We start from the raw sequence: 13,214 nt of genomic DNA on the forward strand, positions 1-13,214 counted from the left end.
CCAGCATCCCAAGCAGAGTTGACGCGCTTCCTGCGTGCGTATTGCGGAATCGTGTCGTGGCCCGCGCCGTGCCGCGATCGTGCGCGGCGTCCCATGCGCGTGCGGCCGTCGTCACGGTGTTGCGTCTGGTTGAAGGGCGCCGCTGCTACGTCGCTTTTTGCCGCCACTCGGCGCGAACCGTCATCGCGCTGGTGGGCGCGGCTTCCGCCGCGACGGGCATTCCCGGTAGCGCGCGTCGCGGCCGACGCCGCGCCTACACGTGACCCCGTGGCGTCAGGCGGCCCACGGAAGCCGCTGCGCGCGCGTCACTGCGGTACGCGCGTGCGCTGCAGGGCGAAGGCCAGCAACCGCGCCTCCAGGCGCTCGCCGACGCTGCGCGGCGCATCCAGCCCCATGCGCTGCATGTAGGCGGCTTCCGCCGCGGGGCGTGCCAGCAACGCGCTGGCCACCGTCTTCAGCTTGGCAGCGGTGCCGGCGGTGTGTTGCTGCAGCCAGGCCAGTGCGCATAGCAGGCGCTGCTCGATCTCGGTGAAATCGCTGCCCAGTGGGTAGTCGGGCAGGGTGCCGTCGCGGCGGAACGGCGCCAATGCATCGCGCACGCGCCCGGCGCGGTTGCGCTGCCAGTGCGCCGGCGCGGTGAAGCCGGCGCTGAGCTTGCCGTTGGCCTTCGCCGTCTCCAGCAGTGCGGTCTGCGCTTGCACATCGGCAATGCCGGCCATGGCGACGATGCAATCCTCGTCGGTCAGGCCGCGCAGGTCGGCGATGCCGTACTCGTTGACGTAGAGGTCGCGCAGGTGCCGCGGAATGGTGGTGTGGCCGTAGTTCCAGCGCACGTTGGACTGCACGGCGCCGCCCTCGCTGCGCACGGCGCGGAACATCAGCACGCTGCGTGCGTCGTCCAGCGCGTGCGCCATCGCCACGAAGTTGTACTGGCCGCCGACGCCGGACACCACGCGGCCGTCGTCCAGTGCATCGGACACCGCCGCGCCGAGCGCGGTGGCCATCATGCAGGAATTGAAGAAACGCGCCTCGCGCCGCTGCAGCCGGCGCAGCGCCTCGCCGCCGTAGAGCTGGTTGATCTCGCTGATGCGGCGCATGCCGATCGCCGCGCGCGCCTGCGGATCCATGTCGCGCAGCCAGGCGTAGAACTCCGGCGAGCCCAGGTAGAACGCGCCCTGCAGGTACTCGCCTTCGCGCTCCAGACGCTGCAGGTCCTGCGCGTCGGCGCTGGCGTCGGCCACGCGCTGCAGCAGCGGCGCGTCGTCGAGCACCTTGCGCCGGATCACCCCGCACTGGACCAGTTGCCGGAAGCCTTCGTTGAGCATCTCGCTGCAACCGAACAGGCCCACCGCGAATGGTTCCAAGCCGCCGCATTCGATGACCGCCGGATGCTGTTCCAGCTCCGGGTCCAGCGCCGCCAGCACCTGCCGGTAGCGCGCGTTGTCGGTATGCCGCAGCACCAGCGCGTGGCACAGCGCATCGGCCAGGGTGCCGATACCGATCTGCAGGGTGCCGCCGTCGCGCACCAGCGTGCTGGCGTACAGGCCGATGGCGTAATCGGCATCGGCGACCGGCTGCCGCGGCAGTCCGAACAGGCGCGGATACGGACCCGGCGGGGTCACCACCACGTCGAAGAAGCTCGGTTCCACCGCCGCGCAGCCGCCGATCCACGGCAACTGCGGATCGACTTCGGCCACCAGCAGCGGCCGCGGCAGGCCGCGCCGTTGCACCGCGGCCAACGTGTCCTGGGTGATGTCGTTGTTGCACGAGAACGACAGCCGGGTGCCGCCGGGCTCGCGCGCCATCTTCTGCACGATCAGGTTCGGCGCGCGCTGCGCCACCGCGTCGGCGGCGTGGGTGTAGTTGAGGCTGGTGTAGCTGCGCTGGGCCTGGGTCGAGCGCAGCAGCGCGCCGGACTGCATGTAGAACTCCTCGACCTGGATATGCGCCGGCAGCGCATCGCGCTGCAGCGCCTGCACGTAGCGCAGGCGCGGGAAGTCCTCGCCGAAATGGCGTTGCACGAACGGCCGCGCGAAGCGGCCCTGCAGCCCGCCGCCGGGCGCCGGCGGATGCAGCGACAGCGCGGTGTAGATCTGCATCGGCCGCGTCGGATCGCGTTCGACCCGCTCGTACAGCGCGTTGAGCAGGCGGTGCGGTTTGCCCAGGCCCAGCGGCGCGCCCACGCGCAGCGGGCCGGCGATGCGCTGCAGGATCAGGTCGGCAGCGGCGTCGAGGTCGTCGAGATGATCGGTCATCGGCATAGCTTAGAGCGTGTGCCGCCGATTGCAGTGCGTTCGGACGTGGCGTGGGGACGTCGGAGCAGGGGGAGACAGCATCCGATGAGCGCTTGCGGCCCATGCTGGCTGGCCGTCGATGCGCCCCGCGGTGGCCGCGGTGCCCAGGGTGCACGGCGCCGGCCGCGCGGCCTCGGCGTTCCGACGCAGGCCGAGGCGGCGGCCCAGGGAGGTGAAGAAAAGCGCTTGACAGCGGGTTTGTTTACTCGTGTAATCGATGAAAATTTACGGGTGTAATCGAATGTCGATCAGCGATGCGGAAGCCGTGGTCATGGCGGTGCTGTGGGAGCGGCATCCGCTCAGCGCCGAGGAGGTGTTCGCCGCCTTGTCCGGCCATGGCGGCTGGGCCGAACCCACGGTCAAGACCCTGCTCAACCGCTTGCTCAACAAGGGCGCGATCCGCGCCGACAAACAAGGCCGCCGTTATCTGTACACGCCCCTGCTGCAGCGCGCGCAATGGGTGCAGCAACAGAGCGAAGGCCTGCTCGACCGCCTGTTCGGCGGCCGCATCGCGCCGCTGGTGGCGCACTTCAGCGAACGCGGCAAGCTCAGCGACGCCGATATCGCCGAACTCAAACGACTGATCCAGGAGCTGGACGATGAGCATTGACGGGATCGTGAGGGACCTCGGAAGCACCACGCTGGTCGTCAGCGTGGCCACCGTGGCGGTGCTGGCGTTGCGCGTGCCGATGCGGCGCGCATTCGGCGCCAGCATCGCCTATGCCGTGTGGATGGCGGTGCCGTTGGCGCTGCTGGTGGCATTGTTGCCGAGCGGCTGGCGTCCAGCGTTGCCGGCGGGGTTGGTGCTGGACATGCCGACGGTGCTGGTCGGCGCGCCGCAGGCGCAAATGTCCACGGGCAGCGGCGGCGCGCCGGCGAGCGGCCTCGCCGCGGTCTGCTGGCTGGCGGTGTGGCTCGCGGGCGCAGTGGCCTCGGCGGCCGTGCTGTGGCGGCAACAGCGCCGCTATCGGCGCAGCCTGGGTCGCTTGCGGCCGGGCGCCGAGGGCGTGTTGGTCACCGAGCATGCGCTGCATGGACCCTTGGTGCTGGGCGCGTGGCGGCCGCAGGTGGTGGTGCCGATGGACTTCGCTGCGCGCTACCCTCCGCCGCAGGCGCAGTTGGTGCTGGCGCACGAGCGCATGCACATCGCCCGCGGCGACACCCGCAGCAATCTGCTGCTCGCCGCGCTGCGCTGCGTGTACTGGTTCAATCCGCTGCTGCACTGGGCCGCCACGCGCTTCCGCCTGGATCAGGAACTGGCCTGCGATGCGGCGGTGCTGGCACGCCATCCCAATGCGCGCCGGCACTACGCCGAGGCGATGCTGCAGACCCAGCTGGATGCACTGGCCCTGCCGGTCGGTTGCCACTGGCAGGCGGGTAGCGTGTTGCGTCAGCGCATTGCCCTGCTGCGGCGACCGGCGGTGCGTGGTTGGCGGCGTCGTTTGGGCATCGCGGTGGTGACGCTGGCCGCGTTGAGCGGGAGTGCAGGGGTGTTGGCGCTGCCCACCGCGGCGCCGGTCGGTGGGATGGCGCGCGCGTTGGTGGCGAGCGAGAGGGATAGTGCGCCCGCGCCCGCGCCGCAGCGCGGAGCTGCCACAGCGCGGGCGACGCGGCCGGCCAAGATGATCGTCATGACTCCGCCGACGTATCCCGAAGCGGCCGTGCGTGCGGGCATTTCCGGGAAGGTGATGCTGCTGGTCGAGCTTGACGCACACGGCACGCCCAGCGGTGTGCGCGTGCTCGACCATGGCAGCGGCAGTGCGGCATTGGACGCGGCGGCGGTCTCCGCCGCCTGGAAGTGGCGCTTCTCTCCGGCGACCGAACACGGCCGGCCGGTGCCCAGCCGCATGCGGATCCCGGTGGCGTTCGACGTGGAAATGGATCCTGTGGCGGCGCCAGCGGGCGTCGCCGAGGCCGCGGATTACCGTTGGTACCGCCTGGGCGAAGGCGCCGGCGATGCGGTGGCGAGCCTGTGCGACAAGACGTTCCCGGGCACGGGTGGCGCCGCGCCGCTGTGCGGCATGGTGCGGACTGTGCGATGAGGCTGAACCGGTGGACCGGCATGTTGCTCGCGTTCGGCGTGACTGGCTGCGCCAGCCAGGCACCGAGAGAGGCCATGCAACCGACCCAGCGCATCGACTCGGTGGATCAGCGCATGCTGGAAACCGGGTTCGGTGCGGCGCCGGGTGCGGCGGCAGTGCCTTCGTATCGGATGCAGCCGCAGCAGGTGTTCCGCATGCCGCAACCGCTGCAGGCGCCGACGCCGCAGTTGCCGGCCGATTCGCCGCGCCGCAGTCTGGCCGCGACCACGGTCTGCGTGCGGGTGATCCTGTCCGCACAAGGTGCGGTGGAGCGCAGCGCGCTGCTGGACGATCGCCCGGACTGCAGCGCGGGCGCGCAGCCGCAGATGGCCGATCTGCTGCAGGCCGTACAGGAGGCGGTTGCGCAGTGGCAGTTCGTGCCGGCGGCGATCTGCACGTATGCCGATCCAGCGCAGCGGCCGGCGCAGGACGGGCGCTGCGACGGCGCGCAATCGGTGCAGGAGGTGCCGGTGACGTTGGCCTACGCGTTCACCTTCGAGGTCCGGCAGGGCAAGGCCAGTGTGCAGTCCGGGCGCGTGAGCGGCGCGCGTTGAGCGCCGCGATCGCGATCCGTCCCGCGCCGTTGCCGCGACGCGCCGTCGGCGGTGCGCCAGCCGCTGCGGTCTACAGCATCTCCGGCTTGAACAGCCGGCGCCGCGAGATTTCAGGGCCGGACAGCATGAAGCGGCCGTCGCCGCGATAGTGCAGGGTGCGCGGCCGCTTCGGCGAGGTGGCGACATGCGCCTTGACCACCTCCCACACGAACAGGCCGTGCTTGCCGATCTGGCTGCCGTCGTGCAGGCGGCACTCGAAGCTGGCGTAGCACTCGGCGATCAGCGGCGCCGCCACGTGCGTGGCGGGCACCGCGGTGAGGCCGAAGTGCGCGAACTTGTCCAGGTCCGCGCCGCTGCTGTTGCCGATGCCGACCACGGTGTCGACCAGGTCGGCAGTGGGCAGGTTGATCACGCATTGCTTGCTGCGCCGGATCAGCGCGAAGCTGTGGTTGGCGCTGGAGATGCAGCAGGCCAGCAGCGACGGCGTGAACTCCAGCACCATGTGCCAGCCCAGGGTCATGATGTCGCGTTGCTGCTTCCAGGCCGAACTGACCAGCACCACCGGGCCTGGCTCGAGGAAGCGGCGGACGTCCTGCGTGGGGAAGTCGAGCTTGCGGTAGCGACGCATGCGAGGTCTGCCGTGGCGGAGACATCAGTCTGCCCGGCCCTGGTGAACGTGATGTCGGCGTCAGTCCAGCCGATGCACCGTATCGGCGATGCGCGCCACTTCCTCGGCCTGGTGGCTGACGTAGAGCATCGGCAGGCGCACTTCGTCGCGCACCCGCTGCAGGTAGGGGATCAGCTCGCTGCGGCGGTCGGCGTCCAATGCCGACAACGGTTCGTCGAACAGCAGCAGCGATGGCTGCGACAGCAGCGCGCGGCCGATCGCCACGCGCTGCGCTTCGCCGCCGGAGAGCGTGTCGGGGCGCCGTCCCAGCAGGGCGCCGATGCCCAGCAGTTCGACCACCGCATCCAATGCGAAACGCGCCGGCTGGCCGCGGCCGTGGCGGCCGTAGCCCAGGTTGCGGCGCACGTCCATGTGCGGGAACAGCCGTGCGTCCTGGAACACGTAGCCGATGCCGCGGCGGTGCGCCGGCAGGTCGATGCCGGCGGCGCTGTCGTACAGCACCCGGCCGTCGATGGCGATGTGGCCGCTGCGCGGCGGCAGCACGCCGGCGATGGCGTTGAGCAGGCTGGTCTTGCCGGCGCCGGACGGACCGACCAGGGCGACCACGCGCGCCTGTTCCTCGATGCGCACGTGGCGGGCGAAACGCCCACGCTGCAGGTGCAGGTCGATGCTCAGCATCGGTGCCGGCTCCGGGCGCACGCGCGGCTCATGCGTCCACCTCCGCGCCGCGCTGGCGCCGCACCAGCCACTCGGAGGCCAGCAGGGCGCCCAGCGAGATCGCCAGCGCCACCGCCGCCAGTCGCCAGATGCCGGCCTCGGCGCCGGGTACCTGCAGCAGGCTGTAGATCGCCGAGGCCAGGGTCTGGGTCTGTCCCGGGATGTTGGAGACGAAGGTGATGGTGGCGCCGAACTCGCCCAGCGCCTTGGCGAAGCCGAGCACGCCGCCAGCCACCACGCCCGGCCATGCCAGCGGCAGGGTGATGCTGAAGAACACCCGCCACGGGCCGGCGCCGAGGGTGGCGGCGGCCGCTTCCAGGCGGCGGTCGGTGGCTTCCAGGGCCAGGCGGATCGCCCGCACCATCAGCGGAAAGCCCATCACTGCGCTGGCCAGCGCCGCGCCGGTCCAGCGGAACGCGAACTGCACGCCGAGATGCTCGAACAGCCATCCGCCGATCGGGCCTTGCAGGCCGAACAGTTGCAGCAGCGCGTAGCCGGTGACGATCGGCGGCATCACCAGCGGCAGGTGCAGCAGCGCGTCCAGCAACGATTTGCCGAAGAAGCGGCGCCGCGCCAGCAGCCAGCCGCAGGCCACCGCGAAGGGCAGGCTGGCCAGCGCCGCGACCAGCGCGACCTTCACGCTCAGTGCGATCGCAGTCAGTTCCTGCGCGGTGAAGTCGAACAATGCCAGGCCTCAGCGGGCGAGCGAGAAACCGTGGCGACGGAAGATCGCCTGTGCCGGTGGCGTGCCCAGCCAGCGCACGAAATCGGCGGCGCTCTTCGCCTGCGCGCTCGCCCGCAGCGGCGCCACCGGATACACGATCGGCGCATGGCTGTCGGTGGGGAAGGTCGCCACCACCCGCACCTTGGGCTCGGCCTGGGCGTCGGACCCGTAGACGATGCCCAGCGGCGCCTCGCCGCGCGCCACCAGCATCAGTGCGCTGCGCACGCTCTCGCTTTCGGCCAGGCGCGGCTGCACGCTGTTCCACTGTCCCAGTGCCTGCAGCGCCGCGCGCGCGTACTTGCCGGCCGGCACGCTGGCGGTCTGGCCGACCGCCAGGCGTCCCTGTGCGCCGAGCGCGGCGAGCAACGCACCGGGCTTGCGCAGATCGACCTGGACGGTGCTGGCGGCTGGCGCCACCAGTACCAGGGTATTGCCGAGCAGGTCATGGCGCTGTGCCGGGTCGATCAGCTTCCGCTGCTGAAGGTAGTCCATCCATTCCTGGTCGGCGGACACGAACACGTCCGCGGGCGCACCCTGTTCCACCTGTCGGGCCAGCGTCGAGCTGGCGGCATAGGACACCCGCACCGGGGTGCCGCGCGCTTGCTGGTAGGCGCTGGCGGCTTCGTCCAGCGATTCCTTGAGGCTGGCGGCGGCGAACACGGTCAGCGGCGTCTGCGCCGAGACCGGCGCGATCGCGGTGGCGACGATCAGCGTGCACAGGCACAGCAGGCGGTGCAGCGGTCGGGTCATGGAGCACTCCAGCGGGGCGGGGAAGGCGATGCGGCAGAGCGCGGCGGCGCGCGCGACCGCATTCGCGCAGCGCTGCCGCAGACCCGCATCCTAGCGCGCCGGCGGCGCGCTGCCTGCTCACGCCGCCGGCGGCGCCAGGTCGTCGGTGCGGCCAGCCTGGATGTTGGCGCGCACCGACGGCTGCATCAGCCGCGGCTCGGCCAGCGTCGCGTCGCGCGCCTGGCGCAAGGCGACGAAGGCGGCTTCGTCGATGCCGTCGCGCACGTGGATGTTGTCGCGGCGCTGTTCGCCGATGCTGGTCTGGCAGGCGACCGCGCGGCCGCCGGCGCCGTAATCGTGGCACACGAACACGCGGGTGGCCTCCGGCAGCGCATACAGCCGCTGGATCGAGCGGTACAGCGTGGCCGCGTCGCCGCCGGGGAAGTCGCAGCGTGCGGTGCCGCTGTCGGGCATGAACAGCGAATCGCCCGGGAACAGCGCATCGCCGATCAGGTAGGCGACGCTGTCGCCGGTGTGGCCGGGCACGGCGATCACCTGCGCCTGCACCCCGCCGATCGCGAAGCGCTCGCCGTCGGCGAACAGGTGATCGAAGCCGCAGCGCGCCTGCGCCTGCGCGTCCAGGCCGAACTGCGGCGCGAAGCGGGCGCGCACCTCGCGGATGCCGTCGCCGATCGCCAGCGTCGCCTGCGGCCAGCGCTGCTTGAACCATTGCGCGGCGGAGACATGATCGGCATGGGCGTGCGTCTCGAGGATCCAGCGCACTTCCAGCCCGCGTTCGCTCAGGCAGGCGGCCAACGCCTGTGCCGGTGCGTCGTCCAGTGTGCCGGTCTGCGGGTCGTAGCCGACCACCGGGTCGATCACCGCGGCGTCGTGGCCGTCCTCCACCACATAGCTCCAGGTGCCGGACCCGGCATGGTGAAAGGGATGGACGTGTGGACGCTGGCTCATCGATCGCTCCTGGTGGCGGCGGGCGGCGCGGCACTGCAGTAGATGCCGTGCAGCACCTCGAGGATGCGCTGCACCGGGCCGGGCACCAGCGAATAGTAGATGGTCTGGCCGTCGCGGCGGGTCTGCACCAGCCCATCCTCGCGCAGCAGCGCCAGATGTTGCGACAGCGCCGACTGGCTCAGGTCCACGCAGGCGTTGAGTTCGCCGACCGATTGCTCGCGTTCGGCCAGCAGGCACAACAGCTGCAGCCGTTTCTCGTTGCCGAGCCGCTTCAGCAGGCGCGCGGCGTCGCCGGCGTGCGCGCCGAATTTCGGCGCGTACGCGAAGGAGCGCAGCACCGCCTCAAAAATCGACCGGGCCGCCGGACGCCGTCCAGCCGAGGAAGCCGCCGGTCAGCGAACGCACCGCGGTATAGCCCAGGTGCTGCAGGCTCAGCGCGGCCAGCGTGGAGCGGCCGCCGCTGGCGCAGTACAGCAGGATCGGCTGGTCGCGCCGGGCCAATGCCGGATCGGCATCGAGACGGAACTCGAGGATGCCGCGCGGAATGTTGATGGCATTGGGCAGGTGGCCCATGGCGAACTCGCCGGGCTCGCGCACGTCGATGATCCATTCGCCGGGCAGTGGCGTGGTGGCGGCATCCGCATGGACGGGGGTTTCGTGGATCTGGGCGCGCGCGCGATCGACCAGGGCTTGGACGGAGGAGGCGGGCATGGGAGCGCTCGAAGGGAAATGGTGCGGTGCATCATATCAGCCGACGCTAATATGCGCGCAGGCGCATGCATCGCCTGGACAGCGCCGCGTCACCTTCGCCGTGCGCCAGTTGCGCGTGATGCAAACGGTGCGTCGACATGGCCTTGCTGGCGCGGGCGTAGAGTCGGTGGAGTCACTGGAGTGGAGTAAAACGATGCCCATCGGCGATCCGATCCGCGTCACCCTGGAGCAGGACACGGACTTCGCGTTCCGCATCCGCTTCGACGAAACCGCGCTGGAGCCCTGGCTGAGCGACGAAACCCCGCCGCTGGGCCAGGAGCGCGGGCCCAATCCGTCGCGGATCCTGCTGGCCAGCATCGCCAATTGCCTGGCGGCGAGCCTGTTGTTTGCGATGCGCAAGTACAAGAACGATCCGGCCGGGGTGGTCGCGCACATCACCGCCACGCCGATGCGCAATCCGGAGGGCTTCTGGCGGATTCCGCAGGCCTCGGTGGAGCTGCAGTTGCCCGGGGCCAACCAGGACTATGCGCAGCTGGAGCGGATCCTCGCCCAGTTCGAGCAGTTCTGCGTGGTCACCCAGAGCGTGCGCCAGGGCATCGACGTGCAGGTCACGGTCAAGGATGCGCAGGGCACCGTGCTGCTCGGCGACAAGAGCATCGAGGCCGGGGCATGAGCGAGCCGCTGCACGTCGCCTGCCCGCATTGCGCGGCGCTCAACCGCGTGCCCGCGGCAAAGCTGGCCGCGGGGCCGCAGTGCGGGCGCTGCCATCGCGGCTTGTTCGAGGCCACGCCGGTGACGCTGACCGCGGACACCTTCGCCGCGCATGCCGAGCGCAGCGACCTGCCGCTGCTGGTGGACGTCTGGGCGCCATGGTGCGGCCCGTGCCGGACCATGGCCCCGCACTTCGCGGCCGCGGCCGCGCAGCTCGAACCGCAGATGCGCCTGGGCAAGCTGGACAGCGAGGCGCAGCCGGCGCTGGCCGGGCGCTTCGGCATCCGCAGCATCCCGACCCTGCTCCTGCTGCGGCAGGGCCGCGAACTCGGCCGGCACAGCGGCGCCATCGGTGCGGCCGAGATCGTGCGCTGGGCGCGGGCGCATGCCGGCTGACGATGATCCCGGGCCCGACCGCGATATTCCCGTAGAAGCGGCTTCAGCCGCGACAGGCGTGTCGGTAACGCCGTCGCGGCTGACGCCGCTCCTGCGCGGGTGACCAGGGCACGCGCGTCAGGGCACGCGGCACCGGCGCCAGCCGCCAGCCGCGATTACTTGCCCAGCGCTGCGTTCAAGGTCGCCGCCAGGTCGGCACCGGCCTGGCGCAATTGCGCCTCGGCCACCGGCCGCCAGGTCGTCACGTAATCGGCCGGCAGCTTGGCGCTAGGCGGATAGAAGCCCGGGCGCATCATGATCCTGCAGGAGGCCTCGGCCCACGCGGCCGCCGGCGGCGGCAGCGCGCTGCCGGCCGGCGATGGCGGCGGTAGCGGCTGCTTTTCCAGCTCGGCCAGGTAGGCCTGCTCGTCCAGCCCGCGGCTGCGCAGCAGGCCGCTGTCCCACAGTGAGTGCAGATTGGTGCCCTTGCCCTCGAACTGGATCTGCACGGTGTTGGCGCCCTTGTCGCGGGCATAGCCGGCATGCAGCGGTTGCTGCACGTCGCCGGCGAAATGCACCACGAACTTCAGCGCCTGCGCGCGCGCGGCCTGCGGCTGGCTGCGGTCGGCGAGGATCGCGGCCTGGCGACGCAACGCCTCCACCACGCAGTTGCCGTCCGGGCAGTCGCGGGTCTGTTCGTAGTGGCAGTCGTTTTCGGCCAGGTTGACGTAGTGCCAGCGCGCGCTGCGCTTGCCCAGGTCGGGATCGTGTTCGCGGAGCTGGTCGGCCCAGTTGGCGACGCCGGCCAGGGTCGGTTCGGGCTCGCCCTGCAGCAGGGTCTGGACCTGCGCGCGGGCTTGCGGGGTGAGCTGGGTGGCGGCGAGATCGGCGACCAGGCGGTGGCCCAGCGGGCCCCAGGCGAAGGCGGCGGACGGCGCGGCGGCGAGGGCCGCGGCGAGCGCGGCGCAAACGAGGGAAGAGGTTTTCATGCGCGGATTCTAGCCGGCGCCGGCGCCGCGGCCATGACGCGGCGCCAGGCGCGTTGCGCTGTCGCTCAGCGTGGCGCACAGCGCGGCGCCGCTACGTTGCTGGCCATGCCGGGCCTGGTCCGTTGACCAAGCCCGGGCGCTGGCTCAGAAATACATCAGGTAGGCGACGCCATAGCTGACCGGATCGAGTTTGGCCTTGCCGAGCTTGCTGCCGTCCACCTCCACGTCGCTGCGCATCCCGGTCCAGCGCGCGTCCACGCGGATCGCGCTGCGCTCGCCGACGGCGAAGTCCACGCCGGCATGCAGCGCCGGGCCGACGCTGTCCTTGAACTTCACGTCACTGGACGAAAACGCACCCTTGCCGTCGTTGCCGAGGAAGGCGGTGTAGTTCAGGCCGGCGCCGACGAACGGGGAGATGTCGCCGTTGCCGTTGAAGTGGTACTGCAGCGAGATCGTGGGCGACAGCATCCAGGCGCTGCCGATGTCGCCGCCGCGGTCCACGCCGATCTTCTGCTGGCCGACCAGGCCCTGGATCTCCACGCCGAGGTTGCCGCGGAAGAAGTATTCGTAGCTGAACGACACGGCCGGCGCGGTGTCGGCGTCGAAGTGCTGGTCGCTGCCGCGCAGCGTGCCGTTGGAGCCGCCCGGCACCATGTCGTGCAGGCCGTAGCTGGTGGTGAAGTGGCCGGCCGACTGCGCCGCGGCGGGCAGGGCGATGCTGGCGAGGGCGGCGACGGCAAGGCGACGGAACAGGCGTGGCGGCATGGGAGACCCCGGTGGACGACGAGTGGGCGGATGCGAATCCCCGTGTCGGCCCGGTGGGCACCGATCCACATCCGTGTGGCGCGTAGTCTGCCAGAGAAGCGGGGCGGACGCGCCGCGATCCGGCTGGTCGCGTGCGCGGCATGCCGCGCGGAGCTGGCACGGCCGCGGCCAGGAGGGCGCCGCCGCGACGCGCGGCGGCGGTCCTGCTGCCACCGGCGCCGCGCAGCGCGGCGGCGCCGGTGCCCGGCTCAGAACTTCATCACGTAGGCCAGGCCGTACACCAGCGGGTCGATGTGCGCTGTACCCAGGTCGCTGCCGTTGACCTTGACCTTGCTGTCGATGTCGATCCAGCGCATGTCCACGCGCAGCGCCGACCTGTCGGTGAGCGCGATGTCCACGCCGGCGTGCGCGGCCAGGCCCCAGGAGTCCTTCAGCCTGAGCTTGCTGCCGGCCAGCGCGCCGCTGGTCTTCTCGCTGAAGAACGTGGTGTAGTTGAGGCCGGCGCCGACGAACGGCGAGAGCTTGCCGGCGCTGTTGAAGTGGTATTGCAGCGACACCACCGGCGGCAGGTGCTTGGTGCTGCCGACCTTGCCCACGCCCTTGACGCTGATGTCGTGCTCGAACGGCAGCGCGGCCAGCACTTCTACGCCCAGGTCCTGGTGCACGAAGTACTCGAAGGTCACCGTCGGCCGGATGTCGCTGTCGATGCGCAGCGGTAGGGTGCCGCCGGCCAGCGTGCCGTTGTCGGACTTCGGGTTGACCTGGTGGGCGCCGAGGCCGAGGGTCCAGTCGCCTTGCGACTGCGCCAGCGCCGGCAGGGCGCACAGGGTCAGGGCGGCGGCCAGGCCGCTGAGCAGGAGGGAGGAGGTGGTACGCATGGTGGAGTCTCGGTTGGGTGTGGGCGCAGTGTCCGGCGCGCCGCCCCGCGCCGCCTTGATCCTGATCAAACCGGCGTGTCCGGCGTGGC

16 protein-coding genes are annotated in these 13,214 nt (G+C 71.1%); 5 read left to right on the forward strand and 11 right to left on the reverse strand.

Translation table 11 applies throughout. The features are described 5' to 3' along the window. Positions 1-305: 305 nt before the first annotated feature. Positions 306-2,261, reverse strand: coding sequence for an acetyl-CoA hydrolase/transferase C-terminal domain-containing protein (locus tag NKJ47_RS06000; protein WP_254460597.1), 1,956 nt, complete (start codon positions 2,259-2,261; stop codon positions 306-308). Positions 2,262-2,535: 274 nt separating this feature from the next. On the opposite strand from NKJ47_RS06000, the gene NKJ47_RS06005 reads away from it, so the two are divergent. Genes NKJ47_RS06005 through NKJ47_RS06015 form a run of 3 tightly spaced genes read left to right on the forward strand, consistent with a single transcriptional unit; the run spans position 2,536 to position 4,929 of the window. Beyond that, positions 2,536-2,904 (forward strand): BlaI/MecI/CopY family transcriptional regulator, encoded by a 369-nt coding sequence (locus tag NKJ47_RS06005; RefSeq protein ID WP_254460598.1) that lies wholly within the window; start codon positions 2,536-2,538, stop codon positions 2,902-2,904. Beyond that, a complete protein-coding gene (locus NKJ47_RS06010; RefSeq protein WP_254460599.1) occupies positions 2,894-4,336 on the forward strand; it encodes a TonB family protein in 1,443 nt (480 codons plus the stop codon). The genes NKJ47_RS06005 and NKJ47_RS06010 overlap by 11 nt, the downstream gene beginning before the upstream one ends. Further along, complete coding sequence (locus NKJ47_RS06015) at positions 4,333-4,929, forward strand: hypothetical protein (RefSeq protein ID WP_254460600.1); 597 nt, start codon at positions 4,333-4,335, stop codon at positions 4,927-4,929. The genes NKJ47_RS06010 and NKJ47_RS06015 overlap by 4 nt, the downstream gene beginning before the upstream one ends. 70 nt (positions 4,930-4,999) lie before the next feature. On the opposite strand, the gene NKJ47_RS06020 is transcribed toward NKJ47_RS06015, so the two are convergent. The 7 genes from NKJ47_RS06020 to NKJ47_RS06050 all read right to left on the reverse strand — a co-directional run bounded on the left by NKJ47_RS06020 (position 5,000) and on the right by NKJ47_RS06050 (position 9,407). Further along, positions 5,000-5,557, reverse strand: coding sequence for a flavin reductase family protein (locus NKJ47_RS06020; protein ID WP_254460601.1), 558 nt, complete (start codon positions 5,555-5,557; stop codon positions 5,000-5,002). Between the two features lie 60 nt (positions 5,558-5,617). Then, positions 5,618-6,235, reverse strand: coding sequence for a molybdenum ABC transporter ATP-binding protein (locus tag NKJ47_RS06025; RefSeq protein WP_254460602.1), 618 nt, complete (start codon positions 6,233-6,235; stop codon positions 5,618-5,620). A 28-nt stretch (positions 6,236-6,263) separates the two neighbouring features. After that, positions 6,264-6,959 (reverse strand): molybdate ABC transporter permease subunit, encoded by a 696-nt coding sequence (gene modB, locus NKJ47_RS06030; protein WP_254460603.1) that lies wholly within the window; start codon positions 6,957-6,959, stop codon positions 6,264-6,266. A 9-nt stretch (positions 6,960-6,968) separates the two neighbouring features. After that, the gene (gene modA, locus NKJ47_RS06035) at positions 6,969-7,748 is read right to left on the reverse strand and encodes a molybdate ABC transporter substrate-binding protein (RefSeq protein ID WP_254460604.1); all 780 of its coding nucleotides are present in this window, start codon (positions 7,746-7,748) and stop codon (positions 6,969-6,971) included. Positions 7,749-7,865: 117 nt separating this feature from the next. After that, complete coding sequence (locus NKJ47_RS06040) at positions 7,866-8,696, reverse strand: MBL fold metallo-hydrolase (RefSeq protein WP_254460605.1); 831 nt, start codon at positions 8,694-8,696, stop codon at positions 7,866-7,868. After that, entirely contained in the window at positions 8,693-9,034 is a 342-nt protein-coding gene (locus NKJ47_RS06045; protein WP_254460606.1) for an ArsR/SmtB family transcription factor, read from the reverse strand. The genes NKJ47_RS06040 and NKJ47_RS06045 overlap by 4 nt, the downstream gene beginning before the upstream one ends. 4 nt (positions 9,035-9,038) lie before the next feature. After that, a complete protein-coding gene (locus tag NKJ47_RS06050) occupies positions 9,039-9,407 on the reverse strand; it encodes a rhodanese-like domain-containing protein (RefSeq protein WP_254460607.1) in 369 nt (122 codons plus the stop codon). A 193-nt stretch (positions 9,408-9,600) separates the two neighbouring features. On the opposite strand from NKJ47_RS06050, the gene NKJ47_RS06055 reads away from it, so the two are divergent. After that, positions 9,601-10,080, forward strand: coding sequence for an OsmC family protein (locus NKJ47_RS06055; RefSeq protein WP_254460608.1), 480 nt, complete (start codon positions 9,601-9,603; stop codon positions 10,078-10,080). Then, positions 10,077-10,514: a thioredoxin TrxC gene (gene trxC, locus NKJ47_RS06060; protein ID WP_254460609.1), complete on the forward strand. Its 438-nt coding sequence runs from the start codon at positions 10,077-10,079 to the stop codon at positions 10,512-10,514. The genes NKJ47_RS06055 and trxC overlap by 4 nt, the downstream gene beginning before the upstream one ends. 155 nt (positions 10,515-10,669) lie before the next feature. Here the strand turns inward: trxC and NKJ47_RS06065 are convergent, their stop codons facing one another. The 3 genes from NKJ47_RS06065 to NKJ47_RS06075 all read right to left on the reverse strand — a co-directional run bounded on the left by NKJ47_RS06065 (position 10,670) and on the right by NKJ47_RS06075 (position 13,125). After that, positions 10,670-11,482 carry a S1/P1 nuclease gene (locus NKJ47_RS06065; RefSeq protein WP_254460610.1) on the reverse strand — a complete coding sequence of 271 codons (813 nt, stop codon included), beginning with the start codon at positions 11,480-11,482 and terminating at the stop codon, positions 10,670-10,672. A gap of 144 nt (positions 11,483-11,626) precedes the next feature. Next, positions 11,627-12,247, reverse strand: a complete 621-nt coding sequence (locus NKJ47_RS06070) for an OmpW/AlkL family protein (protein WP_254460611.1) — start codon at positions 12,245-12,247, stop codon at positions 11,627-11,629. Between the two features lie 248 nt (positions 12,248-12,495). Then, on the reverse strand, positions 12,496-13,125 hold the full coding sequence (locus tag NKJ47_RS06075; protein WP_254460612.1) for an OmpW/AlkL family protein: 630 nt from the start codon (positions 13,123-13,125) through the stop codon (positions 12,496-12,498). Positions 13,126-13,214: the final 89 nt, after the last annotated feature.

Source organism: Xanthomonas sacchari (assembly GCF_024266585.1).
GTDB classification, from domain to species: Bacteria; Pseudomonadota; Gammaproteobacteria; order Xanthomonadales; family Xanthomonadaceae; genus Xanthomonas_A; species Xanthomonas_A sacchari_C.